This window comes from Streptomyces sp. NPDC057253 (assembly GCF_042669125.1).
Lineage (GTDB): Bacteria > Actinomycetota > Actinomycetes > Streptomycetales > Streptomycetaceae > Streptomyces.
Genome location: NZ_JBHUXV010000097.1, coordinates 1 through 26,506, shown reverse-complemented (window position 1 = coordinate 26,506; position 26,506 = coordinate 1). Strand labels below are relative to the sequence as shown.

Here is a 26,506-nt window from a genome sequence, read left to right as displayed (position 1 = left end):
CCCGCCCGTCTCCATGGTCGAACCGGTTCGACTTCCGGCACCCGTGGAAGGGGGGAACGGCCTCGGTGCGGGGGGTGGGGGCAGGTGTGGCGGCTCTGGGCGGCGGGGCTGCGGGGCGCTGTGCTACGGCTGTGTCGAACCGGTTCGGCGAAGCTAGCACCGGGACCTGAGGCCAGCAATCCCTTGAACACGGGGATCTGGACGGTCACCCCGTTCGGTCAGCGGTTCGGTCCCGGGTATTGACAGGCAGTCGGCCGGTTCCTACGTTCACTTCCATGCGAACCGGTTCGACAGCCGGTCGCTCGTCCCGAGGAGTCGCCGTGAACATCGGTGAGATCGCCCGGCGGGCCGGTGTCTCGCGCAGCACCGTGTCCTACGCGCTGAGCGGCAAGCGGCCGGTGTCCGAGGACACGCGCCGCAGGATCCAGCAGGTCGTCGACGAACTGGGTTACCAGCCCAGCGCCAGCGCCCGCGCCCTGGCCAACGGGCGGACCAGCACCATCGGCCTGGTCTTCCCGCCGGCCGGCACCCACTACACCGGGATGCAGCTGGACTTCATCGGCAGCGTGGTGGAGGCCGCCGCGGCCTGCGACTACGACGTGCTGCTGTCGCCCAGCGGCATGGACAGCGACCGTTCCTTCCAGCGGCTGCTGGGGGAGCGGCGGGTCGACGGCGCGATCCTGATGGAGATCAGGCTGGAGGACGACCGGGCCGACCACCTGGCCGCGATCGGCTTCCCCTCCGTCGCCATCGGCCGCACCGCCCACGCGGAGGACGGCTGGTACGTCGGCCTCGACCACACCGCGCTGGCGGCGGCGTGCGTCCACCACCTCGCGGATCTCGGCCACCGCCGGATCGCGTTCGTCAATCGGCCCGAGCAACTCCTGCGCACCGGCTACGAGTCGGCGCACCGCGGGCTGGACGGCTTCACGAAGGCCGCGGCCGAACGCGGGCTGACGGTCCGGACGTACTGCTGCGCGGACGACGCGGCCGCGGGCCAGGCCTGTGTGGAGAGGATCCTGCACGATGACCCGGCCACCACGGCCCTGGTCACCCTCAACGAGGCCGCACTGGGCGGCCTCTACCGGGGGCTCGCCCGGGCGGGCCGCCATGTGCCGCGCGACTTCTCCGTCACCGGCGTCGTCGCCAACCGCTGGGCGGAGACGGTGACCCCGCAGCTGACCGCGGCCGACGTCCCGGCCGCCGAGATGGGCCGGCTCGCCGTCGACCTGCTGGTGGAGCGGCTCGGCCACCCCGAGGCCCCGCCCCGCCACCACCTCCTCATCCCCCCGATCTCGCTGCGCGCCAGCACCGGGCCCGCGGGGGCCTGATCACGGCCCGTACCAGGGCACCGCACGTCAGCACCGCATCGCAGTACCGGACGTCAGCACCCCATCGCAGTACCGGACGCCGGCACCGCAATTCAGCACCGCACCTCGGCACCCCACCCCAGCACCTCACCCCAGCACACCGCCCAAGCACCGCACCTAGCGCGCCGACCGCCTCAAGGCGCCGTTCGGCGTGCCCTCTCACCCTCCCGACCCACTGCTGCGGCACCCGCATGCCACGAACCCGTAGGAGTCCACCATGAACAGCCTCTCCGGACGGCGCCGTCCGACCGCCGCGGTCCTGCTCGCACTGGCCGTCGCCACCACCGCCACGGCCTGCGGTTCCGGCTCGGGCGGCAGCGGGACGAAGGCGGCCGACAGCGGCACGTACACCGTCTGGGACCCGTACCCGCAGTTCACCAAGGGCTCGGCCTGGACGAACCTCCTCGACAAGTGCGGCACCGAGGCCGGCGTGAAGATCAAGCGGACCGGCTTCGACACCAGCGACCTCGCCAACAAGACCCTGCTCGCCGCCCAGCAGGGCAACTCCCCGGACCTCCTGGTCGTCGACAACCCGGTCGTCTCGACGCTGGCCGAGGCGGGCGTCCTCACCACGACCGAGGAGAACAAGCTGGACACCTCGAAGATCGACCCCAACCTCCTCGCGGCGGGCCAGTCCGGCGGCAAGACGTACGGCACGCCCATCGGCGCCAACACCCTCGCCCTCTACTACAACAAGAAGGTCCTCGAGGACGCGGGCGTGGACATCGCCTCGGTGAAGGACTGGCCGACGCTGACGGCGGCCCTGGAGAAGGTGAAGAAGGCCGGCAAGAAGGGCATCACCTTCTCCGCGATCGGCACCGAGGAGGGCAGCTTCCAGTTCCTGCCGTGGTTCTGGGGAGCGGGCGCGCAACTGACCCGACTCGACTCCGCCCAGGGCCAGTCGGCGCTCTCGCTGTGGAACGGCTGGCTGAAGGACGGCTACGCCCCGAACTCGGTCCTCAACAACACCCAGACGACCAGCTGGCAGGAGTTCGCCACCGGCGACTACGCGTTCGCGGAGAACGGCACCTGGCAGCTCGCCAACGCCAAGAAGGCCGGTTTCGCGTACGGCGTCCTCCCGATACCCGGCGCCTCCGGCGGCTCCGCGCCCGCCCCGACCGGCGGCGAGTTCGTCACCCTCCCGGTCCAGGACGACACCGCCCGCTACGCCACCTCCCAGAAGCTGGCGACCTGCCTGACCAGCACCGAGAACCTGTACGACACGGACACCACCCTGTCCTACGTGGCGCCCACCACCGAGGTCCAGGACAAGCAGGTGGCCGCCGACGCCGACCTGAAACCGTGGGTCGCCGCGGTCCGGACGGCCAAGGGCCGCACCAGCGACGACCTGGGCACCAAGTACCCGAAGATCTCGGAGCAGTTGTGGAAGGCCGTCCAGTCCGCCCTCAGCGGCTCCACGTCCCCGAAGGACGCACTGACCGACGCCCAGGCCGCCGTCAAGTGAGCACGTCTCGGGGTCAGTTGATGAGCCGTACGACCCAAGTGCCGCCCCCGCGGACCGAGTCCCGGGGCGCGGCCCCCGAACCCCGGCGCCGGGCCGCCTCCCCGCAGTGGGCCGCCTGGGCCTTCCTCGCCCCGGTGACCCTCTACCTCGGGCTCTTCTACGCCTATCCCCTCTACCGCAACCTCGACCTGAGCCTGCGCGACTACACGGTCCGCTCCTTCGTCCAGGGCAACGCGCCCTTCACGGGACTGGCCAACTACCGGAAGATCCTGGACGACCCGACCTTCGCCCCCGCCCTGCTGCACACCGTGGTGTTCACCGCCGTGTGCCTGGTCTTCCAGTACGCCATCGGCCTGGCGCTGGCGGTCTTCTTCCACCAGCACTTCCGGCTCTCCGTCACCCTGCGGGCCCTGTTCCTGGTGCCCTGGCTGCTGCCGCTGATCGTGTCGGCGTCCACCTGGTCCTGGATGCTCAACAGTGAATCGGGCGTCGTCAACGCCCTGCTGAGCGCCCTCGGCATCGGCCCGGTCAACTGGCTGACGTCCCCGTCCTGGTCACTGGCCTCGGTGATCATCGCGAACATCTGGATCGGCGTCCCGTTCAACCTGGTCGTGCTCCACAGCGGCCTCCAGTCGATCCCGTCAAGCCTGTACGAGGCGGCGGCACTGGACGGGGCGAACGCCTGGCAGCGCTTCTGGCGCATCACCTTCCCGCTGCTGCGCCCGGTCTCCGCGATCACCCTGCTGCTGGGCCTCGTCTACACCCTCAAGGTCTTCGACATCATCTGGATCATGACCAAGGGCGGCCCGGCGGACTCCTCCACCACCTTCGCCACCTGGTCCTACCGGCTCGGCTTCGGCAACCTGCTGCCCGCCTTCGGCCCGGGAGCCGCCGTGGGCAACCTGCTGGTGGTCGCCGCCCTGGTCTTCGGCCTGATCTACGCAAGGGTCCAGCGGAAGCAGGCACTGTCATGACACGACCTCTGAAGACGGCCCTCGGTCTGCTGTTCACCGTGATCATGCTGTTCCCGGTGTACTGGATGATCAACGTGTCCTTCACCCGCGACCAGGACATGCGCAAGAGCCCGCCCGACCTGTTCCCCGTCCACGGCACCCTCGCCGGCTACCGCACCGTCCTCGACGAGCAGTTGCCCTACCTCGCCACCAGCCTGGTCATCGGCCTCGGCACCGTCGTCCTCACCGTGGCCCTGGCCGCCCCGGCCGGCTACGCGCTCGCCAAGCTGCGCCCGCGCGGCGGCGGAGTGCTCGGCTTCCTGCTGCTGGCCGCCCAGATGATCCCCGGCATCATCATGGCGATGGGCTTCTACGCCATCTACCTCAGCCTCGGCCTGCTCCAGTCCGTCCCCGGACTGATCGTCGCCGACTCCACCCTCGCCGTACCCTTCGCGGTGCTCATCTTCACCGCGTTCATGTCCGGCATCCCCGGCGAACTCCTCCAGGCCGCCCAGGTGGACGGGGCGCACGCCCTGCGCACCTTCTGGTCGGTCGTCCTGCCCATGAGCCGCAACGCCGTCGTCACGGTCTCCCTCTTCGCGTTCCTGTGGTCCTGGTCCGACTTCGTCTTCGCGGGGACCCTCGTCAACGGCGGCGCCCACGAGCCCATCACGCTCGGCATCTACCACTACATCGGCAACAACAACCAGGAGTGGAACGCCATCATGGCCACCGCCGTCGTGGCCTCCCTGCCGGCCGCGGTCATCCTCGTCCTGGCCCAGCGCTATGTCGCCGCGGGTGTGACGGCCGGCGCGGTCAAGGACTGAGAACCGCTGCACCTCCCTCTTCTTTTGACGACCCCTGTCCTGTGACGATCCCTGCTCGAGAAACGAGTGCCTCTTCATGACCGCCGACCGCTCCGGCCCGGCCTTCTCCGTCCACGACATCCCGTTCAGCACCTACGGATCCTGGTTCGGCATCTCCCCCGTACTGGCGGAGAAGGCGCGCGCCGAGGACCTCCACCTCGTCTCGCACCAGAACGGCATGCACGCCGTCCTGAGCCTCGTGCCAGTCGACCCCGCGACGGGCGAGCGGGCCGGGACCCGGATCGAGGCGACACCCGGGCTGCTGAGCTGGACCGGGCCGGAGGGCTGGCTCGATCACGGCCGGGTCGATCTCGCCTACGAGTCGCCGGACACGGTACGACTGCGCGGTGCCGGCCTGCCCCTGCGGATCTCGGCGGCGGCCCGGACGCTGACCCCGTTCAGCGGCACGTACTTCTACCGCGAACCGGCCGCCGACGCCCACGTGTTCACGTCGTACGAGACCGGCCGCCGCTACCGCGTCACCGTCCTCGCCGGCAGCGTGGCCGAGGTGTTCGGCGGTCAGGCGCTGGGCACCGCCGAGCGGGGCCTCACCGTCACGGGCGACACCTGGGAACTCGCGGTCGAGGAGCTGGACACGGCCCGGCCGCCCTATGTCCCGACGGCGGCCTTCGCCAAGGTGGTCGAGGCCGCGCGGAACTCCTTCGCGGACTTCGCCGACACCGTGGCCCCCTGGCGTTCGTCCGCCACCCCGGCCGCCGAACTCGCCGCCTACGTGCTGTGGTCGGCGACCGTCCGCCCGGCCGGTCTGGTCACCCGGCCCGGTGTCCTGATGTCCAAGCACTGGATGGACAAGGTCTGGAGCTGGGACCACTGCTTCAACGCCCTCGCCCTGGCGCCCGGTTGCCCCGAACTGGCCCGGGACCAGTTCCAGCTGCCCTTCGACCACCAGGACGAGACCGGGGCGCTGCCCGACTCGGTCACCCACTCCGAGGTGCTCCACAACTTCGTCAAACCGCCCATCCACGGCTGGACGTTCGGCCTGCTGCGCCGTCGGCTGCGCACGCCTCCCGACCCGGCGGAACTGTCCATGACGTACGACAGGCTGGAACGCTGGACGGAGTTCTGGCTCACCGCCCGGCGCGCCCCCGGTGCCGACCTGCCGCACTACCAGCACGGCAACGACAGCGGCTGGGACAACGCCACCACCTTCGACCCCGAACGCGTCGTCGTCACCGCGGACCTGGCCGCCTTCCTCACCCTCCAGCTCCGTGAACTCGCCGCCCTGGCCGCCCTGTTGGACCGACCGGAGGACGCTCAGCGATGGACCCGGGCCGCCGAGGAGACCCAACGGGCGATGCTCGACCAGCTCTGGACGGGCGACCGGTTCGTCGCCCGGGGCGTCGACAGCGGCGACAGCTGGAGCACGTCCAGCCTGCTCGACCTGATGCCCGTGGTGCTGGGCGAGCATCTGCCGCGCGAGATCGGAGCCGTGCTGGCCGACCGCATCGAGGCCCATCTGACCCCGTACGGCCTGGCCACCGAGCGGCCGGACTCGCCGCACTACCTCTCCGACGGCTACTGGCGCGGCCCCATCTGGGCCCCCGCCACGATCCTGGTCGAGGACGGTCTGCGGCGCGGCGGCCACGCTCGGCTGGCGGACGAGATCAGCACCCGCTTCCGCGCCCTGTGCGAGAGCCACGGCTTCGCGGAGAACTTCGACGCCCTGACCGGCACGGGGCTGCGCGACCGCGCCTACACCTGGACAGCCGCCGCCTACCTCCTCCTCGCCGAGGCGCACGTCCAGCGGGAGGGCGGTGCGGCACGACTGCGCGACAAGGCGTGAGCCGGGTCCCATAAAATCGCTCACGTAGACGTCAGTCGTCCTGTGGATCCACGTCGAGGAGGCAATGGTGCTCGGAAAGAGCACGTGGTTGCTCGTGGGTGCCATGGTCGTGGCCTGGATGGTGCTCTCCGGTCCCAGCGCGCCAAGCGGAGCCCTCGACGCCGGGTCCGCGCCGGTCAAGCCGGTCAAGGACGTCGTACCGAACCGGGTCATGACCTGGAACCTCTGCAACCCCTGCGAGACGGGCAACGACGACCGGGCCGCCGAGATCGCCAAGTACGCGCCCCAGGTCGTCGGCCTGCAGGAGGCGTGCGTGGGCGACGTCGCGAAGATCCGGGACTATCTGGAGAACCTCCACGGGCTCGTCTACCACGTCGAGTACGGGCCGGTCCTGCAGAGCTGGGGCCGCTGCGGGGGAGCACCGTGGAACCCGGGCGGCTACGGCGAGGCGATCCTCTCGGCGGCCCCGATGACCCACGTCGTCGCCGAGGAGTATCCCGACGGCGGTTCCGAGGACCGCGGGTACATGGAGGTCACGACCACGGTGGGCGGCCGCCCGGTCCGGCTCTTCAACACCCACCTCGCCGAACGACGCCAGGAGGAGGTCCGGGCGGAGCAGGTCCGCGTCCTCGCCGCCGAGGTCGCCCGGTACGACCGCGTGATCGTCATCGGCGACTTCAACGCGGTGCCGTACGCCCCCGAACTCGCCCCGATGTGGAAACTGGCCGCGGACGCGGACCCCGAGTGCCACCCCTCCCGGAGCGGCCCCTGCGAGCCGACCACCGACTGGCAGAGCAAGTTCGACTACGTCTTCCTCCGCGACGTCGCCCCTCTCAGCCACCACGTCCGCACCACCGAGGTCTCGGACCACGACATCTTCTACGCCGACCTGTCCCTGACCGCGCGCCCCTAGCGGGACACCGGCGCGTGCTAGTGTCGGGCGTTTGCAGTGCCGCCGTGCCGGTGCGTCGTTCGGCGTCCGGGCCGGTGGCCGCGTCCCCGCCGCGCCTTCCTCGGTACGGTCCCCTCGGAGGAAGGCTCTCTGTGAGCGATTCAGCACCTGTGTCCTTCGCCCGGCTCGGGCTGCCCGCGGAGCTGCTGCGGACACTCGACGCGCACGACGTGACCGTACCGTTCCCCGTGCAGGCGGCGACGCTGCCGAACGCGCTCGCGGGCCGCGACGTCCTGGGCCGCGGCCGCACGGGCTCGGGCAAGACACTCGCCTTCGGCCTCGGGATGCTCGCGCGTACGGCCGGACGGCGCGCCCAGCCCAAGGAGCCGCTGGCGCTCGTGCTGGTGCCCACCCGGGAGCTGGCGCAGCAGGTCGGCGAGGCGCTCACCCCGTACGCCGAGGCCCTGGGGCTGCGGCTCGCCACCGTGGTGGGCGGCGTGTCCATCGGCCGGCAGGCCGCCGCGCTGCGGGACGGCGTCGAGATCGTCGTCGCCACCCCCGGCCGGCTGCACGACCTCATCGAGCGCAAGGGCTGCCGCCTGGGAAGGGTGCGCATCACCGTCCTCGACGAGGCCGACCAGATGTGCGACATGGGGTTCCTGCCCCAGGTCACCGAGATCCTGGACCAGGTCCGTCCCGACGGGCAGCGCATGCTGTTCTCCGCCACCCTCGACCGGGACGTCGACCAACTGGTCCAGCGCTACCTGCGCGATCCCGCCGTCCACTCCGTGGACCCCTCGTCCAGCGCGGTCGCCACCATCGAGCACCATGTCCTCGTCGTGCACGGCCCGGACCGGTACGCCGTGACCACGGAGATCGCCGCGCGTGACGGCCGTGTCCTGCTGTTCCTGGACACCAAGCACGGTGTCGACCAGCTCACCCGGCATCTGCGGGCCAGCGGGGTGCCCGCCGCCGCCCTGCACAGCGGGAAGTCCCAGCCGCAGCGCACCCGCACGCTGGCCCAGTTCAAGGACGGGCAGGTCACCGCGCTGGTGGCGACGAACGTCGCCGCACGCGGCCTGCACGTCGACGACCTCGACCTGGTGGTCAACGTCGACCCGGCCACCGACCCCAAGGACTATCTGCACCGCGCGGGCCGCACGGCCAGGGCGGGCCGCTCCGGCACCGTCGTCACCCTCGTCCTGTCGGGACAGCGCCGCGAGACGAGCGAGGTCATGGCGGACGCAGGCGTCACCCCTCAAGTCCGCAAAGTGCGCTCCGGCGAGGCGCAGTTGAGCCGGATCACCGGCGCCAAGGCTCCCTCCGGAGTACCGCTCGACGGCGGTCCCGCCGCCGCACGCCCCAAGAACCACAACGCCCCGTTCCGCGGCCTGGGCAGCACCAAGGACGGCCAGAGCGGATCCGCCGGCAGGCCCTCCCGCCCGTCCCGCAAGAGCGACGAGGCCCGCAAGCTCGCCGAGGCCCGCAGGGCGGCGCGGGTGCGGCGGGGCGGCTGAGAGAAGCGTCCTGCCCGGCGCCGGTGGACGTACGGACATCAGCCCGCGCCGGGCGGCTCAGAGCGCGGTGCCCGTCTCCTCGGCCAGGGCGTCCAGGAGCCGGTCCTGGAACGCCTCGTCGTGCACCGCGCGATGCGGCTCCTGCCGCTCACGGTGGTACCAGTAGCCGCCCGAGACCAGGGCCTGCGGTTCGTCACTGACCGCGAGCCACTCCTGGGTGCGATGACCCTCCTCCAGGTCGTCCGGTGCGCCGGGGCCGCCCATCTTCGTCGGCACCCAGCCCGGATCGACCGCGTTGCTCAGCACGTCCGGCCGCAGCCGGGCCACTGCGGTCGCGAGCGCCGTGACGAACAGCTTGCTGTCGGAGTACGACCCCGCGCTCCCGCCCCGCCAGTCGACCCCGTCGAGCGAGGGGCGGCCCCCGTAGTGCGAGCCGCTGCTCAGATACACCAGTCGGCGCGGCCCTGGCAGCAGAGCCGTGAGCAGGTACGGCGCGATGATGTTGACCGGCATGACCGCGGGCCCGCTCCACACACCGGCGTTGTGGATCACGGCGTCGAGCGGCTCGCCGTCGAGTTCGGCAGCGATGCGCCGTACGGCACTCCGCTCCGTGAAGTCACCCACCACGAGCCGCGCCCCACGGCCGACCAGCGAGTCGAGATCCGCCGCACGCTCGGGGTTCCGGGCGTGCACCACCACGTCGTGGCCGGCCGCCAGCAGGGAATCGGCGGCGGCCCGTCCGAGCCCGTCCGCGGAACCGGTCACCAGGATCCGGCTCATGACGACACCGCCGACGGGAGGCTGCTGGGCACGGAGGCTTCCTTTCGAAGATTCCCACCAGCGTAGACCCGCGCCATCCTCACGCTCGGCTTCGTGGCCTACGGGCGGCCCGCCGCCTGGGTCGGTCAGTGCACGGAGTCGGCGGCGGCGACGATGGCACGGTTGACCGCCGCGGGGCTGATCGACGGAACGTCGTGTCCCGAGCGCGCGCGGATGACATGGGCGCCCACTCGGTCGGCCTGGTACTTCTGGGCGGCTGTCGGGACGGCGTGGTCCTCGGTCGCGACGACCGCCCACTTCGGCGTCTTCGCCGGCGGGTTCACCGTGGCCTTGTCGCTGAAGGCCGAGAACGCGATCGGCTCCTGGGTCACCGAGGCGACCTCGATGGCCGGCTTCGACAGCCCGTTGCCGTACACGCTCCCGTACTTGTCGGCCTTGATGTAGACGTCGGTGTCACCGCCGGGCAGGGGCACGGTGCGCAGGTTCTCCGGAGTGAGCCGCGAGCCGGGGAACTGCCCGATCAGGGAGTTGGCGGAGTCGCCCACTTGGGGGATGAGAGCGGCCACGTACACCAGGGCCTTGACCTTCGGCGTGGTGGCGGCGACCTGGCTGATGACCTCTCCCGCGTAGGAGTGGCCGACCAGGACCACGGGCCCCTTGATGGTCTTGAGCTGTGCCTCGACATAGGCGCTGTCGAAGGCCAGGCCGCGCAGCGGGGTGTCGATCGCGTAGACCGCGTGGCCGTGGCGTCGCAGGTAGCCGATCTCGCTGTTCCAGCTGGAGGAGTCGGCGAAGGCTCCATGGACCAGAACCACCGTCGGCTTGGCGCGGTGCGCGACCGGCGAGGCGACGGCGTGATCGTTCGGCACGGCGAGCGATGCCACGGCCGCGGCGCTCACGAGTCCGGCGGTTGCCAACGTTTTGATGCGAACGGTGGACTTCATGTCGTGGTGATTCCTCTCAACTAATGCGAGTGGTGCGAGTGATGCGAGTGGTGCAACCGGATCGGTATCGGGATGCGGTGCAATCCGCAGGGAAACGGAATCCCTGTTTGCCGCGGGTTTGTCGCGGGTTTGTCGCGGCTCTGTATGGATCCGCAGCGCTTCGCGAAATCGACTATGGCGGCTGCTGCTTCGGTCCCGCCAATGCCGATCCTGCTGCCGGTCATGCCGGTTCGGCATGACGGTTCGGGCAATCGGCATTGGCGCGCCGAGCCATGGGCCGCGATGCTCGGTGAAAGCCGCAGACCAGCAGGCGCCGATGCCGGCGCCGGACCGTCATGGCCCTCAGTCCGACGGAGGGCCCGAACTCCGAAAAGGTTCTGTTCCATGCCAAGCACTGAATGGCGCGAAGTGTTCCTGCCCGACGAGAGGACCCGGCACGAACAACAGGTGCATGTTTTCGGTGAACTGCAAAGCAAGCGTCTGAAGAAGCAGGGCCCCGGACGAGCACTGCACCGCAACCAAGTGGCCGCACTGAAGGCCTTCCTCGTGGTGGAGGAAGGTCTTCCTGATTACGCGCGGCAAGGAATTTTCGCCGCTCCCGCGGTTTTCGAGGCCCATGTCCGGCTGTCCAACGGGAATTTCTCCAGCGACCGGGCTCCTGACATCCGCGGGTTCGCGATCAAAGTGCTCAGGGCCACGACACCGTCGTCCCCCGAGGTCGAGCAGAACTTCACCCTCGTCAGCCAGGAGACCCTCAAGGTCAGCGGCAGCGCGGACGTCGTCGGAATCGTCGACCTCTCCACGAGTGCGCCCGTCGCCGCGCTGCGCAAGGCCACGATGAAGCCGGGGCTCACGCGCAGTGCCGTCGCGAACGTCCGGGACATGGTGAAGCCGTTCAGCGGATTCGCCACGCACGACTTCTTCAGCATCATGCCCGTGACCTTCGGCGACTACGCGGCCCGGCTGAAGCTGAGCGCGGCTTCGACGACGATCAACAAGGACGCGCGCAAGGACCTCGCCGCGGACATCTACGGCCGACTCGCGGACGGCGACCTGGAGTTCCGGCTTCAGGCCCAGTTCTTCGAGGACGAGAGCCGTACGCCGATCGAGGACTCCACGGTCCGATGGGACGCGCCGTGGCACACCATGGCGCGCCTGCGCCTGCCGCGCCAGGGGCCGGACCAGGCGCTGGCCGAGACCGTCGAGAGGAGCAGCTTCAACCCCTGGACAGCGGCACCGGAGCACCGGCCGCTCGGCGAACTGATGCGCGCTCGCCGGGCGGCCTACGAACTCAGCTGGCGCAACCGGGACATCGACCGCTGAACGCACCCCCGGTTCCCGCCGGAACCGGGGGTCAGGTCAACTCCACTGCTGTCCAGGCAAGTTGAGACAGATGCCATAACCAGCGCGCGGCTAACATGACCCGCATGGACCTCGACCTGCGCCGGTTGCGCTACTTCGTGGCCGTGGCAGAGGAGTGCAGCTTCGTGCGAGCGGCGAGCCGTCTGTACATGACCCAGCCCGCACTCAGCCGTCAGATCCGGGCGTTGGAGGAGGACCTGGGCGTGGTCCTCTTCCTGCGGGATCGGCAGGGCACCGTACTGACGCGGGCCGGACACCAGTTGCTGGAGGACGCCCGGCCGATGCTGGCGATGGCACAGGCGGTGCAGCAGCGGGTGCGCAGGGCGAACCGGGAGGTGAACCACTTCGCCGTCGGCTTCATGCCGGGCATCGTCGTCACCCCCATCGTGCGTGAGTTCGCCGCGATGGCGCCGCAACTGGAGATCGAGGTGGTGCACACGTCGATCACCGACCAGGCCGATTTCCTGATCGATGGCCGGGTCGACGTGTGCTACGTCCGGCTGCCGTTGCCGGAGGGCATGTTCGAGGTGGTTCCGCTCTTCCCTGAGCCCCGCGTGGTGGCCCTGCCGAGCACGCACCCGTTCGCAGAACTCAAGGCGGTGCATGTCGAGGACCTGCGGGACCTGGTCCTGTTGCAGGACCCGCGGGACGTCCCGGAATGGCGCGGGCGCCTGCCGCACGAACCCCTCCCACCGCAGACGGACGCCGGGCGCTTCCCGGTGACGATCGAGGAGTGCCTGGAAGGGGTGGCGTCCGGCGCCGGCTGTTATGTGATGCCGGCCGGCATGGCCGCCTTCTACCGCCGCGACGACGTCGCCTACCTGACCCTGGAGGGCGTCGCACCACGCATGGTCGCCCTGGCCTACAGCAAGCACCGGACCATGCCCGAACTGAACCAGTTCGCCGACCTCTCCCGCCGCATGCTCGGCCCGGGCCCGGCCTGACGGTGAACGTCGAGTTCCGTGCCGGGTGGCCCGAAGAGCAACAGCGCCTCCGGACCACCCACTTGAGGACCTAGAAGAAGCCGAGCTTCTGGGGGCTGTAGGAGACGAGGAGGTTCTTCGTCTGCTGGTAATGCTCCAGCATCATCTTGTGCGTCTCCCGCCCGATCCCCGACTGCTTGTACCCGCCGAACGCGGCATGCGCCGGGTACGCGTGGTAGCAGTTCGTCCAGACGCGGCCCGCCTGGATCGCGCGGCCCGCGCGGTACGCCGTGTTGATGTCCCGGGTCCACACGCCCGCCCCGAGGCCGTACAGCGTGTCGTTGGCGATCTTCAGGGCGTCGTCGAAGTCGGCGAAGGACGTCACCGAGACGACCGGGCCGAAGATCTCCTCCTGGAAGATCCGCATCCGGTTGTCGCCCTCGAAGATCGTCGGCTGGACGTAGTAGCCGCCCTTCAACTCGCCGTCGTACTCGATGCGTTCGCCGCCGGTGAGCACGCGTGCTCCCTCCTGCCGGCCGACGTCCAGGTAGGAGAGGATCTTCTCCAGCTGGTCGTTGGAGGCCTGCGCTCCGATCATCGTCTCGGTGTCGAGGGGGTGGCCCGGCTTGATGAGTTCGGTACGGGCGACGGCGGCCTCCAGGAACTCGGAGTAGTGGCCGGTCTGGATCAGCGCCCGGGACGGGCAGGTGCAGACCTCGCCCTGGTTGAGGGCGAACATCGTGAACCCTTCGAGCGCCTTGTCACGGAAGTCGTCGTCCCGCGCCCAGACGTCGTCGAAGAAGATGTTCGGTGACTTGCCGCCGAGTTCGAGGGTGACCGGCTTGATGTTCTCGGAGGCGTACTGCATGATCAGCCGCCCCGTCGTGGTCTCGCCGGTGAACGCCACCTTGGCCACCCGCGGGCTCGACGCGAGCGGCTTCCCGGCCTCCACACCGAAGCCGTTGACGATGTTCACCACGCCAGGCGGCAGCAGGTCCTCGATCAGGCTCATCCAGTAGTGGATGGAGGCCGGGGTCTGCTCGGCGGGCTTGATGACGACCGCGTTGCCCGCCGCGAGGGCCGGGGCCAGCTTCCACACCGCCATCAGGATCGGGAAGTTCCACGGGATGATCTGTGCGACGACCCCGAGCGGCTCGTGGAAGTGGTACGCCACCGTGTCGTCGTCGACCTCGCCGAGCGAACCCTCCTGCGCCCGGATCGCCCCCGCGAAGTAGCGGAAGTGATCGATGGCCAGGGGGATGTCGGCCGCCAGCGTCTCCCGGACCGGCTTGCCGTTCTCCCAGCTCTCCGCGACGGCCAGCTTCTCCAGATTCGCCTCCATACGGTCGGCGATCTTGAGAAGGATGTCGGAGCGTTCGGTCACCGAGGTCCGGCCCCAGCCCGGTGCGGCGGCGTGCGCGGCGTCCAGCGCCCGCTCCACATCCTCCGCGGTGCCCCGTGCGACCTCGGTGAACGGCTGACCGTTCACCGGAGACGGGTTCTCGAAGTACTGCCCGCGCGCCGGCGGCACGTACTCCCCACCGATGAAGTGGTCGTAGCGCGCCTGGTAGGAGACGATCGCGCCCTCGGTGCCGGGTGCCGCGTAACGGGTCATGCTGGCCAGCCTCCTTCAGCAGCGCCGCCCGCCGTTGGGCGGCTCTGCGCGTGAGGCTAGGAGCGCGGACGTTGCAACCACGTTGCCGTCGGCGCGGCCAGCTCCGACTCCAGCGCGGCCAGCCGGGCCCGGACGCCGGCCGACGGCCGTACGGCGGCCAGCGCCCGCCACACGTCGATGTCGTCCTCGCCCCACGGCGCGTGCGCCCAGTCCGCCAGCAGGTCGGGATCCCGGCGGGCGATCAACGCCGTGCGCAGCCCGTCGGCGACCCGGCGCCTGAGCCGTGCCACCGCCGGAGCCTGCGAGGCCGGCAGCAGCGGACCGGTGTACCCCCGCGCCGCCCCCGTCACCGCCCCGCTCTCCAGCCGCCGCTCCACCACCGCCACGTCCGATTCGACGGGCACGGTCAAGCGGTACGGCCGCGACGCCAGCAGCCCCGGCCCCAGCACCCGGCGCAGTCTGGCGAGTTCGGCCCGCAGCGTCACCGGCGTCACCGACTCGTCCTCGTACAGCGCGCACAGCAGCTCGTCCCCGCTCAGACCCTCGGGGTGCCGGGACAGCAGCACCAGGATCTCGCTGTGCCGTCGGCTCAGCCTGATCCTGCGGCCGGCCCTCGCGAGAACCGCTTCGTCCCGGCCCAGCGCGCTCAGTTCGGGGGTGTCGGTGGCCGGCTGCTGCGGGAGCAACAGCGCGAGCTGGGACTCGGCGGCCCGCGCGACCGCCTGGACGAAGCCCAGGCTGTGCGGATGCGCCAGCCCGTCCCCGCCGGTGATGTCCACGGCGCCGAGCACCCGCCCGGTCCGCGGATCGTGCACCGGTGCCGCCGCGCAGGTCCACGGCTGCACCCGGCGGATGAAGTGCTCCGCCGCGAACACCTGCACCGGCCGGTCCACCGCCACCGCGGTACCCGGAGCGTTCGTCCCGACCGCGGTCTCCGACCACCGAGCCCCCGGCACGAAGTTCATCCGGCCCGCCTGCCGCCGGGTTGTCGCGTGTCCCTCGACCCAGAGCAGCCTGCCGTGTTCGTCGCACACCGCGAGCAGATGCTCCCCGTCGGAGGCGAAGGTCCCCATCAGTTCACGGAACAGCGGCATGACCCGCGCCAGCGGATGCTCGGCCCGGTACGCGCCGAGGTCGCCGTCGCTGAGTTCGACACTCGCCGTCCCGTCGGGTCCGACCCCCGCCCGTGCGGAACGCCGCCACGAGTCCGCCACCACCGGGCGCACCGGCCGCTGCACCGTACCCGCCTCGGTGAACGTCTCGTGCGCCCGCAGCAGCATCCGGACACGCTCGGCAGGGTCGGCCCCCGCCTCCAGGGCCACCCATGGATCGGACAACTCGGCCTCCCCGGAACGCGATGCGACTGGGAACATCGTCACTCCGGGTGCCCGCCCGGACAACCTCTTCGACCGGCGTCACCCGGACGACGCGGACTCACATGGCTTCCACCATCCTCATGTAGCGCGTCCAGTCCCAGTGCGGCCCCGGGTCGGTGTGGTCCGAACCCGGCACCTCGTAGTGCCCGATGATGTGCTCACGGTCCCGGGGGATGCCGTATTTCTCGCAGATCCCCGCCGTGAGCTTCGCGGACTCCTCGTACAGGGCGTCGGTGAAGTAGGCGGGCCTGTCCACCCACCCCTCGTGCTCGATGCCGATGCTGTGCGTGTTGTAGTCCCAGTTCCCCGCATGCCAGGCGACGTCCGCCTCCCGCACGCACTGCGCGATGTGCCCGTCCACCGAACGCACGACGTAGTGCGCGGACACCTGCTTCGCCGGGTTGCTGAAGATGTCCAGGGCCTCGGTGTAGGAGGTCTGCGTGACGTGGACGACCACCAGGTTCACCCGGTAGGACCACGGACGGTCCGACTCCGTGAAGTTGGACGACGTGGCCGGCTGCCACTCGGCGAGGGGGTAGTCGGCGGTCCGTGGAGCCGCCTCGGCTCGTGTCTCGGGAAGCAGTGCGTACGGTACGGCGGCCAGCACGGCGCCCTTCAGCAGCCGCCGTCGGTCGAACAGCGGTCTGGCGCGTTCCAAGGATCAAGTGCCTCTCAGGTCGGCGGCGTTCAGCCCCGAAAGGCCGCCGCGGTCTCACGGAGCCGGTCGTGCACTCCGCGGTGAGTCTCGCGCGCGGGCAGCCATTCCTTGCGGATCTTCGCCACGCACGTGTAGTTGGTGTCGCAGACGTTGGCGAGCGGCGATTCCACGGCCTGGGTCGCGAACTGGTACGCGTCCAGCTCGCTGAATCCGTAGTCGCGGACCAACCACCGCACCAGGTCGAGCTGCGATATCCGGAAGGCGTCCTCCAGCGGGCGGGCCGAGCCGGTCGAGATGATGTGGGTGTCCGACTCGATGCGCGGCCAGGGCGTGGCGAGCCCCTTGAGCAGCTCCACGATCACCACGGTGTTCATCGCGCACTCGACGGCGACCCCGCAGGTCTCTCCCTCGCCCTGCCGGGCATGGCCGTCCCCGAGGCTGAGCAGGGCGCCCTCCACGTTGACCCCGAGGTAGCAGGTGACGCCCGCCCGCATCTCCGGTGTGTCCAGGTTCCCGCCGTGCGCGTCGGGCACCAGTGCCGAGCGGACCTCCAGATTGGCGGGCGCCACTCCGACGGTGCCGTGCATCGGGTCCATGGGCAGCTCGATCTCGATGTCACTGTCGTGGGCCCGGAACATCGCCGTGCGCCGGGCCCGGTCCAGCTGCCAGATCCACACGGTCTCCGGCAGCGGGGGCTGAAGTGTGGCGGTGGTGTGCGTGGAGGTGAGCGCGCCGAACAGAGGGACCGTGGTGGACGCGGCCCAGTCCCGGGCCGGTTCCACCGACACGAAGTGCACGGCGACGGTGTCGCCGGGCTCCGCGCCCTCGATGTGGAAGGGACCGGTCTGCGGGTTGAGGAAGGGGAACTCGCAGACCTCGGACACCAGGTCCTTCTCGGACCGCACCCGTCCCGCGAAGCAGTCCTCCGTGTAGAGGTCGAGGACGGTGCCGGGCTGGATGCGGGCCACGGGCGGGGCACCGCCGAACGTCCAGGCGTACTCGCCCGGTTCGGGCCGCACGGTCAGGATTCGGGGGTCGGTCATCGCTGCACGGCTCCGATTCGGTCGGGTTTGTACCAAGCCCAGCACCGCGCCAACCGCGACGACGGTCTCCATGTCCCCCCGCTCGCCGTTGTGCGAGGCCGCTGGGTGCCTCGCGTGAATCACGGTACGGCGGGTGCCGATGGGACAGAAGACCGCTTGGTGTTTCCGTGGACAACCTTGGACGTGTGGACAACTCCCTCACCCGGTGGGGTGAAGTGACGAGGGGATCAGGCCCGTTCGCCCACGACCGACGGGTCGTCCAGCACAGCCCGCACCACCGAGTGGGCGGCCCCGAGCAGCGGCCCCTGCGAACCCAGCCGCGACACCGACACCGGACAGGCCGCACCGGCGGTGCGCCGGGCCAGCTCGTCCCGCAGCGAGGGCAGCAGCCAGGGCGCGAGCTCCGCCAGCGCACCGCCGAGCACCACACCTTCCGGGTCCAGCAGATTGACCGCCCCGGTCAGCGCGATACCGAGCGCCTCTCCCGCCTCGCGCAGGGCGCCTCGTACGTCCTCATCGCCGTCCGCCGCGTGCTGCGCGAGCAGTCCGACCCGGTCCTCGCCCGGTTCGAGGCCGGCCGCCCGCAGCACCGCTTCCTCACCGGCGTACTGCTCAAGACAGCCCCGCCCTCCGCACGGGCAGCGGGGACCGTCCGGGCGGACCGGCACATGACCCAGCTCGCCCGCGAAACCGCGGGTGCCGCGCAGCAGTTGGCCATCCACCACGAGGGCAGCGCCGATGCCGATCTCGGCCGAGACGTGCAGGAAGTCGTGGGGCGTGCCGTCGCCGAGCCAGAGTTCGGCCAGTGCGCCGAAGTTGGCCTCGTTGCCCACGGTCAGCGGGAAGTCCGCAGGCAGCAGAGCGCCCAGGTCGGTGTCGTGCCACTCGAGGTTCGGGGCGCGGACCACGGTCCGCGCGTCACGCGCCACCAGGCCGGGCACCGCCACGGCGAGCCCCGCGGGCCACAGCCCTTCGCCTTCCGCCTCCGCCGCTACCTGGCGCACCAGCGAGGCGAGTTCCGCGAGTACCGGCTCGGGCGCGCGGCCCCGGTTCGCGCCGTACCGCACCACCCGGGCGCGGGTCTCTCCGCGCAGGTCGACCGCGCACACCGCGAGGTGGTCCACGCCGACCTCCGCGCCTATCCCGGCGGGCCCCCGCCCGCTGACGGCGAGTGCGGAGCCCGGCCTGCCGACCCGGCCGGGGCGCTCGGGGCCCAGTTCTTCCAGGAGCCCCGAGCGTATGAGCTCGTCGACGAGGGTCGACACCGCGGCCCTGGTCAGACCGATGTGCGAGGCGACCGCGGCACGCGACAGCGGCCCCTCGGCGCTGACGGCGTGCATCACGCGGGCCAGATTGCGGCGGCGCATGCCCTGCTGGGTGTCGGGCAGGCCACGGGGAGGACCCGCGGGGCGGGCGTCGTGCGGGCCGCGCCCCGGGCCGGCCGATCGGGCGTCGTGCAGCGGTGCGGTCATGCCTCCCTCACTTCTCAGAGGTCCCCCGCTCCAGCAGCGGCGCCGCGTCGGAGAGTACCCCGGCGATCCTGGCCAGCGTCTCGTCGTCCCGTTCCACGGCCTCCAGCACGGGCCCGGCGGTGGTGTTCCAGCGGCGTGCGACCGCCCCGGGGTCCTCGCCGGTCAGCAGCCCTGCGGCCTGCGCGGCGGCGCCGAGCGCGACCAGTTCCTTCGCCTCGGGCACCTGCACCGGACGCCCCGAGAGCCGTCGTACGGTCTGCTGCCAGGCGGTGCCCTGGGCGCCGCCGCCGATCAGCAGCAGCGGCGTGGAACGGTCCGCGTCCGCGTCGAGCACCAGGTCAAGCGCCCCCAGCAGCGCCTGCACGGCACCGTCGTAGGCCGCCTGGAGGAGCTGTCCGCCGGTGGTGTCGTGGCGCAGGCCGTGCAGGAGCCCGGAGGCGTTCGGCAGGTTCGGGGTGCGCTCGCCGTCCAGGTAGGGCAGCAGGGTGACCCCCGAGACCGGCTCCACGGCCTCGCGGTCCAGGTTCAGCAGGGCGGCGACGCGGTCCACCGCGAGCGTGCAGTTCAGAGTGCAGGCGAGCGGCAGCCAGTCGCCGTGCGCGTCGGCGAAGCCCGCCACGGTGCCGGTCGGGTCGGCGGGGCGCCGCTTCGACACCGCGTACACCGTGCCCGAGGTGCCGAGGCTCATCACCGGTGTCCCGGGACGCAGCCCGAGGCCCAGCGCCGCCGCCGCGTTGTCACCGGTGCCGGGCGCGACCAGGGTGCCCTTGGAGAACGGCAGGTCATGGCCGTCGCGGACGGTTCCGGCGACCTCGCCGGGCCGGACCACGCGGGGGAGCAGGGCGGGGTCGAGGCCCACATGGGCGAGGATCTCGCTGTCGTACGACTCCGTCGCCGACGCCCACCAGCCGGTGCCGGAGGCGTCGCCGCGGTCGGTGGTGCCCTCGCCGGTGAGGCGTTCGGTGAGGTAGTCGTGGGGCAGCCGGACGGCCTTCGTGGCGCGCAGGGCCTCCGGCTCGTGCTCGGCGAGCCAGGCCCACTTCGTGACCGTGAAGGAGGCGCCCGGCACGCTGCCGGTGCGCTCCGCCCAGGCCTTCGGGCCGCCCAGTTCCTCGATGAGCCGGCGGGCCTGGGTCGCCGAGCGCACGTCGTTCCAGAGCATGGCCGGGCGCACCGGCTCGCCCCGTTCGTCCAGGGTGACCAGGCCGTGCTGCTGGCCGCCGATCGACACCGCGGCGGCCTCGCGGGCCGCGTCCCCGCACTGGCGCAGGGCCTCGGACAGGGCGTCCCACCACTGGCGCGGGTCGCTCTCGCGGCCGGCCCCGGAGGAGACGGTGTGCGGTGCCTGGCCGCGCGCGACGACCTGGCCGGTGGCCGCGTCGACCACCAGCGCCTTGGTGGACTGGGTCGACGTGTCCACGCCGACGACGAGCGGACCCTCGGCTGCTGACATCGGGCTCTCCCTTGGTGCGCGGCTCATGACCCGGCGGCGGCTCATGACCTCGGATGCGGCTCGTGTCTCCACCCGGAGACACCTTGTCTCTTCCCAGAGACGTGTGTGCATACTAATTTGTAAACCGCCATGACGAAATAGTCCGGAGCAGCAAGGAGCCGCGTCATGAACTACCAGCCCACCCCCGAGGACAGGTTCACCTTCGGCCTGTGGACCGTCGGCTGGCAGGGAAGGGACCCGTTCGGCGACGCCACCCGCCGTGCCCTCGACCCGGTCGAGTCGGTGCAGCGCCTGGCCGAGCTCGGCGCCCACGGCGTGACCTTCCACGACGACGACCTGATCCCCTTCGGGTCCTCGGACAGCGAGCGCGAGGGTCACATCAAGCGCTTCCGTGAGGCCCTGGACGCGACCGGCATGAAGGTGCCGATGGCGACCACGAACCTCTTCACGCACCCGGTCTTCAAGGACGGCGCGTTCACCGCCAACGACCGCGACGTACGCCGGTACGCCCTGCGCAAGACCATCCGCAACATCGACCTCGCGGTCGAGCTCGGCGCCGAGACCTACGTCGCCTGGGGCGGCCGTGAGGGTGCCGAGTCCGGCGCCGCCAAGGACGTACGCGTGGCTCTCGACCGCATGAAGGAGGCCTTCGACCTCCTCGGCGAGTACGTCACCGAGCAGGGCTACGACCTGAAGTTCGCGATCGAGCCCAAGCCGAACGAGCCGCGCGGCGACATCCTGCTGCCCACCGTCGGCCACGCCCTCGCGTTCATCGAGCGCCTGGAGCGCCCCGAGCTGTACGGCGTGAACCCCGAGGTCGGCCACGAGCAGATGGCCGGACTGAACTTCCCGCACGGCATCGCGCAGGCCCTGTGGGCGGGCAAGCTCTTCCACATCGACCTCAACGGCCAGTCCGGCATCAAGTACGACCAGGACCTCCGCTTCGGCGCCGGTGACCTGCGTGCCGCCTTCTGGCTCGTCGACCTCCTGGAGAGCGCCGGCTACGCCGGTCCGAAGCACTTCGACTTCAAGCCGCCGCGGACCGAGGACCTCGACGGCGTGTGGGCGTCGGCCGCGGGCTGCATGCGCAACTACCTCATCCTCAAGGAGCGCGCCACCGCCTTCCGCGCCGACCCGCAGGTCCAGGAGGCGCTGCGCGCCGCTCGACTGGACGAGCTGGCGCAGCAGACGGCGGCGGACGGCCTCAAGGCGCTGCTCGCGGACCGCAGCGCCTTCGAGGACTTCGACGTGGAGGCGGCCGCCGCACGCGGCATGGCCTTCGAGCAGCTCGACCAGCTGGCCATGGACCACCTCCTGGGTGCCCGCGGCTGAACGAAGCCCACGCGTGCGTGCGGTCGGTCGTGACCGGCCTCCGCTGACGGCACACGCAGGTGCCGACGGTCGGAGTGCACGGGTACGGGCCGACAGGTCAGGCGCACGCACGCGTAGTGGGGGGTCACCCCGCGCGGAATGTTCCGGAATCATGCGATCCACGGCATGAGGCCGTATCAACTCCCGCGCGGGGGTCGCCCCGTGACCGGTTCACGGCGACCGTGGACGGTATGGCCATGCCGCCGGTACCGCCCCAGCCGCCCGGACCGCCGGGCGACACACCGCCCCCGGGTGGTGGCTTCGGACCACCTCCTGACGACTTCGGGCGCAACGGCCCGAACCCCTACGGGGGTCTGCCCTCGACCCAGCCGATACCGCCCGTCCGCGAAGGCCCGGGCGGCGGGCCCGGAGGCCCTGGTCGCCGCCGCGGTCCGCTGTTCGCCCTGCTCGCCTTGATCGTGGCCGCCGTCGCGGTGACGGTCGTGTTCTTCATGGCGTCGGGCAGCGACGACTCACCGGACAGGACCCCCGCTCCGCAGACCAGCACGAGCGGCTCTCCCAAGCCGTCGTTCAGCCTGCCCACACAGCTCCCCAGCGAACTGCCCAGCGAGCTTCCGTCGCGGTTCCCGAGCGAGATCCCCAGCGAGTTCCCGAGCGAGTTCCCCAGCGACCTGGAGTCGTTCCTCCCGTCCCTGTGACGACGACCGCCCTGACCTGGCGCAGCGGCACGCTCCTGAGGGGGCCGGGCTACCCCTCAGGTTCGGCCGAGGCGGATTCCGTCGAGGCCAGTGCCGTCGCGGGGTCCAGGGCGGCCGGGCCCGCGGGCACCCAGCGCCCCTGTTCCCGCCGGTAGGGCCACCAGCGCCCGTCCCGTCCCAGGCGTATCTGGGCGGGCGCACCCATGACGGTCCACCGATTGCCGGCCATCCGCAGGGACGGCCGCTCGTCCTCGTCCCAGGCCGCGTGCAGGGCGGCACGCGCGCGTGCGTGAACCTCACCTTGCTCGTCGGGCGCCCACTCCTCCTCCAGCACGGCCAGTGCGGCCGCGCCACCGAGCTTCCACGCACGCGTGGCGACCGCCAGGGACTGGGGATCGCGCCCCGATCCTTCGGCCAGCCGCGCCGTCACGGCTTGGTCGGGCGCGTCGACGGCGAGACGCACCGCGTCCTGAGCTGCCGTCAGTTCGGCACCTGTGTGCTGGTCGGAGCACGGCCGGAGAGCCTCCGCGAGCAGCCGATGCGCTTCTACGGCGGTCCGCGCGGCCAGATGGCGGACGGCGACCGGGTCCACTCCCGGTTCCGGTGGTGCGTCGGTGTCCAGCGCGGGCGGAAGGCCGGGCTCCGGGGGCGGTTCCGTCGGCGTGGGCAGCGGAGGCAGGATGTCGCCGGCCGCGTACGCCTCGGCGGCGTCCACGCCCTCCGGGGCGGAGTCCTCCTCCACGGGCGCGGCGGAGCGGGCCTGAAGGGCGTCCAGGAGGCTCTGCTCGCCGCGGCCGCGCATCAGCAGCAGGACGAAGGGGTCCTGGTCCAGCAGACGGGCCATCTGGTAGCAGAGGGCCGCCGTGTGCCCGCAGTGGTCCCAGGCGCCGCAGTCGCACTCCGGTTCCAGGTCGCCCAGCCCCGGCAGCAGTTCGATGCCGGCGCTCGCCGCGTCCTCGACCAGGTGCGTGGGCATCTCGCGGTCCAGCAGCGCGGCGAGGTGACCGGATCGTTCGACGGTCAGGTCGAGGAAACGGTCCCACTGCTCGGCCGACAGCTCCGCCAGCAGGACGTCGGCGCGGTGCGGGGTGCGGTCGCGGTCGAGGACGACGGCCGTGACGCGTCCCGCGCGCACCGACACCGCGCCCACCGCACCCGCGCGTGCCAGCCGACGGCCCGTCTTCACCTGCCCCGAGTCCAGCGCGGTGTCCTCCAGCGCCCGCAACCAGGCCAGGCCCCACCACGTCTGCGCGAAACCTCTGCCCTGCGCGGGCGGCAGGGCCGCGAACGTGCGCTCCGCGCCGTCGTCGTGTCCCGTCATCGTGCGCCCCCTCGGAGTTCGACCAGATCGGCCAGCTCGGCGTCCGTCAGCTCGGTCAGGGCCGCCTCGCCGGCACCGAGCACCGCGTCGGCCAGCTCCCGTTTGCGGTGCAGCATGTCGGCGATGCGGTCCTCGATCGTCCCCTCGGCGATCAGCCGGTGCACCTGCACGGGACGGGTCTGTCCGATGCGGTACGCGCGGTCGGTGGCCTGTGCCTCGACGGCCGGGTTCCACCAGCGGTCGTAGTGCACGACGTGCTCGGCCCGGGTGAGGTTCAGACCGGTGCCCGCCGCCTTCAACGACAGCAGGAACACGGGCACTTCACCTTCTTGGAACCTCCCCACCATCGCCTCGCGCTCGGCGACCGGTGTCCCCCCGTGCAGGAACTGCGAGGGCAGACCGCGCGAGGCCAGATGGCTCTCGATCAGGCGGGCCATGCGCACGTACTGCGTGAACACCAGCACGCTCGACCCTTCGGCGAGGATCGTGTCCAGGAGCTCGTCCAGCAGTTCCAGCTTCCCGGAGCGGCCCGCGATGGTGGGCCGCTCCTCCTTGAGGAACTGCGCCGGGTGGTTGCAGATCTGCTTGAGGCCGGTCAGGAGCTTCACGATCAGCCCGCGGCGCGCCATGCTGTCCGCCGCGGAGATCTCCGCGAGCGTCTCCCGCACCACGGCCTCGTACAGGCCGACCTGTTCCGGGGTGAGCGACACGGCACGGTCGGTCTCGGTCTTCGGCGGCAGCTCCGGAGCGATGCCCGGATCCGACTTGCGGCGGCGCAGCAGGAAGGGCCGCACCAACCGGGCCAGACGCTCCGCGGCGGCGGGGTCCCGGCCGCTCTCGACGGCGTGCGCGTACCGCTCGCGGAACGTGCCGAGCCGGCCCAGCAGACCCGGAGTCGTCCAGTCGAGGATCGCCCACAGCTCCGACAGGTTGTTCTCCACCGGAGTGCCGGTGAGCGCCACACGTGCCCGTGCCCCGATCGAGCGCAGCTGCCGGGCGGTCGCCGAGTACGGGTTCTTCACGTGCTGCGCCTCGTCCGCCACGACCATTCCCCAGGCCACGTCGGCGAGACGGGGCGCGTCCAGCCGCATGGTGCCGTACGTGGTCAGCACGAACTCCCCGTCGGCCAGGCCGTCGAGGTCGCGCCGCGGGCCGTGGAAGCGGCGCACCGCCGTACCCGGGGCGAATCTCTCGATCTCGCGCTGCCAGTTGCCCATCAGGGACGTCGGGCACACCACGAGAGTGGGGCCGGCGGACGCGCCGTCGCTCTGCCGGTGCAGATGCAGCGCGATCAAGGTGATCGTCTTGCCGAGCCCCATGTCGTCGGCGAGACAGCAGCCGAGCCCCGAGGAGGTCATGCGGGCCAGCCAGTTCAGGCCACGGCGCTGGTAGTCGCGCAGAGTGGCGGCGAGCGCGGCGGGTTGCGGGACCGGCTCCTGACCCTCCGGGTCCGCGAGCCGGTCCCTGAGCGCCGCCAGCCAGCCGGTGGGCTGTACGTCGACCCTGCGGCCGTCGACCTCGGCGGAGCCCGTCAGCGCGGCGCTCAGGGCGTCGACGGGCGTCACCTTGTGGTCCTGCCGGGCGTGTGCACGGCGCACCTCGCGCGGGTCGACCAGCACCCACTGGTCGCGCAGCCGCACGACAGGGCGGTTCGACTCGGCGAGCCGGTCCAGCTCCTCGCGCGTGAGCTGCCGGTCGCCCAACGCGAACCGCCAGTCGAACGCGAGCAGGGCGTCGGCCGACAGGAACGACGGAGCGCCCGAGCCGACCCCGTCGTCCGGCGGGCCGACCGTCGCGCGCGTGGTGAGGTTCCTGGCCAACTCCCTGGGCCAGTGCACCTCGACCCCGATGTCGGCGAGAGCCCGGGCGCCCGGGCCCAGGAGGTCGGTGACCTCCTCGTCGACGAGCTCCACGGCGTCCGGGACCGGGTCCGAGAGCAGCGGTGCGAGCGGTGGCCAGGCGCGCGCCGCACGGCGGAGCGCGAGGAGGACGTCCATGCGCGCGCGTGAGCCGAAGGCAGCGGTTCCCGCCCACACTTCGGCGGCGTCGGCGACGACCGTCGGATCGCTCACGTCGTGCACCTGGAGAACGGCCCGGAAGGAAGGTGCCTCATCCGCGCCCGGACCGTGGGCTGCGCTGTCGGTGACCAGGCCCCGGACCTCGATCCGCAACGAGACACGTACGCCCGCGTCATGGCCCGCGGCGACGTCCGCCGCCCACGCGCGCTGCTCGGGCACGTGCTGCGGTTCCTGGGCCGCGTAGACGGGCCCGCCGGTCACGAGCGGCGCCGCGGGGGAGCGGGGCAGGGTGTCCGCGACGGCGTCCAGGAAGTCCCGCAGCAGCTGTTCGGGCTCGGGCAGTCGCAGCGGCCCGGTGCCGCTCAGGGGAACGGCGTGCGCCTCGGGCGGCATCGCGGCCGCGAGCCGGCGGACGCGAGCGACGTCCGCCGTGCCCAAGGGGCCGATCCGCCAGGCGTCGTGGTCGGTGGGGGACAGGCCGGGCAGCAGCAGCCCGCGCGCCACGCACTGGAGGGCGAGTACCGCCGCGGCGCCCCAGAACTCGGTCGCCCGATGTCCCTGCGCGGAGGCACGCGCACGCGTGAGGACCGGCAGCGCGGCGCGGACCGGCAACAGCACCGCGGGCAGCTCCACCAGCTCCGCAC

At 71.5% G+C, this 26,506-nt stretch carries 21 protein-coding genes; 11 read left to right on the top strand and 10 right to left on the bottom strand.

What is annotated here, in order from left to right; all coding sequences use genetic code 11:
* Window positions 1–320: 320 nt before the first annotated feature.
* From ACFULQ_RS36540 to ACFULQ_RS36510, 7 genes are all read left to right on the top strand, one after another.
* Entirely contained in the window at window positions 321–1,331 is a 1,011-nt protein-coding gene (locus tag ACFULQ_RS36540; RefSeq protein WP_383552396.1) for a LacI family DNA-binding transcriptional regulator, read from the top strand.
* 256 nt (window positions 1,332–1,587) lie between these two features.
* The gene (locus ACFULQ_RS36535; protein WP_383552394.1) at window positions 1,588–2,835 is read left to right on the top strand and encodes an extracellular solute-binding protein; all 1,248 of its coding nucleotides are present in this window, start codon (window positions 1,588–1,590) and stop codon (window positions 2,833–2,835) included.
* A 20-nt stretch (window positions 2,836–2,855) separates the two neighbouring features.
* The gene (locus tag ACFULQ_RS36530; protein ID WP_383552391.1) at window positions 2,856–3,809 is read left to right on the top strand and encodes a carbohydrate ABC transporter permease; all 954 of its coding nucleotides are present in this window, start codon (window positions 2,856–2,858) and stop codon (window positions 3,807–3,809) included.
* Window positions 3,806–4,615 carry a carbohydrate ABC transporter permease gene (locus ACFULQ_RS36525; RefSeq protein WP_383552388.1) on the top strand — a complete coding sequence of 270 codons (810 nt, stop codon included), beginning with the start codon at window positions 3,806–3,808 and terminating at the stop codon, window positions 4,613–4,615. Before ACFULQ_RS36530 ends, ACFULQ_RS36525 begins: the two co-directional genes overlap by 4 nt.
* A gap of 76 nt (window positions 4,616–4,691) precedes the next feature.
* Complete coding sequence (locus ACFULQ_RS36520; RefSeq protein ID WP_383552386.1) at window positions 4,692–6,458, top strand: amylo-alpha-1,6-glucosidase; 1,767 nt, start codon at window positions 4,692–4,694, stop codon at window positions 6,456–6,458.
* Window positions 6,459–6,522: 64 nt separating this feature from the next.
* Complete coding sequence (locus ACFULQ_RS36515) at window positions 6,523–7,371, top strand: endonuclease/exonuclease/phosphatase family protein (RefSeq protein WP_383552383.1); 849 nt, start codon at window positions 6,523–6,525, stop codon at window positions 7,369–7,371.
* Between the two features lie 149 nt (window positions 7,372–7,520).
* The gene (locus tag ACFULQ_RS36510) at window positions 7,521–8,867 is read left to right on the top strand and encodes a DEAD/DEAH box helicase (RefSeq protein WP_383552417.1); all 1,347 of its coding nucleotides are present in this window, start codon (window positions 7,521–7,523) and stop codon (window positions 8,865–8,867) included.
* Between the two features lie 57 nt (window positions 8,868–8,924).
* Here the strand turns inward: ACFULQ_RS36510 and ACFULQ_RS36505 are convergent, their stop codons facing one another.
* Window positions 8,925–9,647 (bottom strand): SDR family NAD(P)-dependent oxidoreductase, encoded by a 723-nt coding sequence (locus tag ACFULQ_RS36505; protein WP_383552380.1) that lies wholly within the window; start codon window positions 9,645–9,647, stop codon window positions 8,925–8,927.
* Window positions 9,648–9,772: 125 nt separating this feature from the next.
* The gene (locus ACFULQ_RS36500) at window positions 9,773–10,591 is read right to left on the bottom strand and encodes an alpha/beta fold hydrolase (RefSeq protein ID WP_383552377.1); all 819 of its coding nucleotides are present in this window, start codon (window positions 10,589–10,591) and stop codon (window positions 9,773–9,775) included.
* A gap of 384 nt (window positions 10,592–10,975) precedes the next feature.
* On the opposite strand from ACFULQ_RS36500, the gene ACFULQ_RS36495 reads away from it, so the two are divergent.
* Together ACFULQ_RS36495 and ACFULQ_RS36490 are read left to right on the top strand one after the other, a co-directional pair.
* Entirely contained in the window at window positions 10,976–11,914 is a 939-nt protein-coding gene (locus ACFULQ_RS36495) for a hypothetical protein (protein WP_383552374.1), read from the top strand.
* Between the two features lie 104 nt (window positions 11,915–12,018).
* Window positions 12,019–12,897 carry a LysR family transcriptional regulator gene (locus tag ACFULQ_RS36490; RefSeq protein ID WP_383552371.1) on the top strand — a complete coding sequence of 293 codons (879 nt, stop codon included), beginning with the start codon at window positions 12,019–12,021 and terminating at the stop codon, window positions 12,895–12,897.
* A 70-nt stretch (window positions 12,898–12,967) separates the two neighbouring features.
* On the opposite strand, the gene ACFULQ_RS36485 is transcribed toward ACFULQ_RS36490, so the two are convergent.
* The 6 genes from ACFULQ_RS36485 to xylB all read right to left on the bottom strand — a co-directional run bounded on the left by ACFULQ_RS36485 (window position 12,968) and on the right by xylB (window position 20,493).
* Window positions 12,968–14,491: an aldehyde dehydrogenase family protein gene (locus tag ACFULQ_RS36485; protein WP_383552368.1), complete on the bottom strand. Its 1,524-nt coding sequence runs from the start codon at window positions 14,489–14,491 to the stop codon at window positions 12,968–12,970.
* A gap of 56 nt (window positions 14,492–14,547) precedes the next feature.
* A complete protein-coding gene (locus ACFULQ_RS36480) occupies window positions 14,548–15,828 on the bottom strand; it encodes a GAF domain-containing protein (RefSeq protein ID WP_383552365.1) in 1,281 nt (426 codons plus the stop codon).
* A 97-nt stretch (window positions 15,829–15,925) separates the two neighbouring features.
* Window positions 15,926–16,525 (bottom strand): N-acetylmuramoyl-L-alanine amidase, encoded by a 600-nt coding sequence (locus tag ACFULQ_RS36475; RefSeq protein ID WP_383552362.1) that lies wholly within the window; start codon window positions 16,523–16,525, stop codon window positions 15,926–15,928.
* Window positions 16,526–16,554: 29 nt separating this feature from the next.
* Window positions 16,555–17,568 carry an acetamidase/formamidase family protein gene (locus tag ACFULQ_RS36470; RefSeq protein ID WP_383552359.1) on the bottom strand — a complete coding sequence of 338 codons (1,014 nt, stop codon included), beginning with the start codon at window positions 17,566–17,568 and terminating at the stop codon, window positions 16,555–16,557.
* A gap of 227 nt (window positions 17,569–17,795) precedes the next feature.
* Entirely contained in the window at window positions 17,796–19,040 is a 1,245-nt protein-coding gene (locus ACFULQ_RS36465) for an ROK family protein (protein WP_383552358.1), read from the bottom strand.
* A 7-nt stretch (window positions 19,041–19,047) separates the two neighbouring features.
* A complete protein-coding gene (xylB, locus tag ACFULQ_RS36460) occupies window positions 19,048–20,493 on the bottom strand; it encodes a xylulokinase (protein WP_383552356.1) in 1,446 nt (481 codons plus the stop codon).
* A gap of 165 nt (window positions 20,494–20,658) precedes the next feature.
* On the opposite strand from xylB, the gene xylA reads away from it, so the two are divergent.
* Together xylA and ACFULQ_RS36450 are read left to right on the top strand one after the other, a co-directional pair.
* Window positions 20,659–21,825 carry a xylose isomerase gene (gene xylA / locus ACFULQ_RS36455; protein WP_383552354.1) on the top strand — a complete coding sequence of 389 codons (1,167 nt, stop codon included), beginning with the start codon at window positions 20,659–20,661 and terminating at the stop codon, window positions 21,823–21,825.
* 230 nt (window positions 21,826–22,055) lie between these two features.
* Entirely contained in the window at window positions 22,056–22,523 is a 468-nt protein-coding gene (locus ACFULQ_RS36450; protein WP_383552352.1) for a hypothetical protein, read from the top strand.
* Between the two features lie 49 nt (window positions 22,524–22,572).
* Here the strand turns inward: ACFULQ_RS36450 and ACFULQ_RS36445 are convergent, their stop codons facing one another.
* Together ACFULQ_RS36445 and ACFULQ_RS36440 are read right to left on the bottom strand one after the other, a co-directional pair.
* Window positions 22,573–23,844, bottom strand: a complete 1,272-nt coding sequence (locus ACFULQ_RS36445; RefSeq protein WP_383552350.1) for an SWF or SNF family helicase — start codon at window positions 23,842–23,844, stop codon at window positions 22,573–22,575.
* A complete protein-coding gene (locus ACFULQ_RS36440) occupies window positions 23,841–26,498 on the bottom strand; it encodes a DEAD/DEAH box helicase (protein ID WP_383552414.1) in 2,658 nt (885 codons plus the stop codon). Before ACFULQ_RS36440 ends, ACFULQ_RS36445 begins: the two co-directional genes overlap by 4 nt.
* Between the last annotated feature and the right edge of the window lie 8 nt (window positions 26,499–26,506).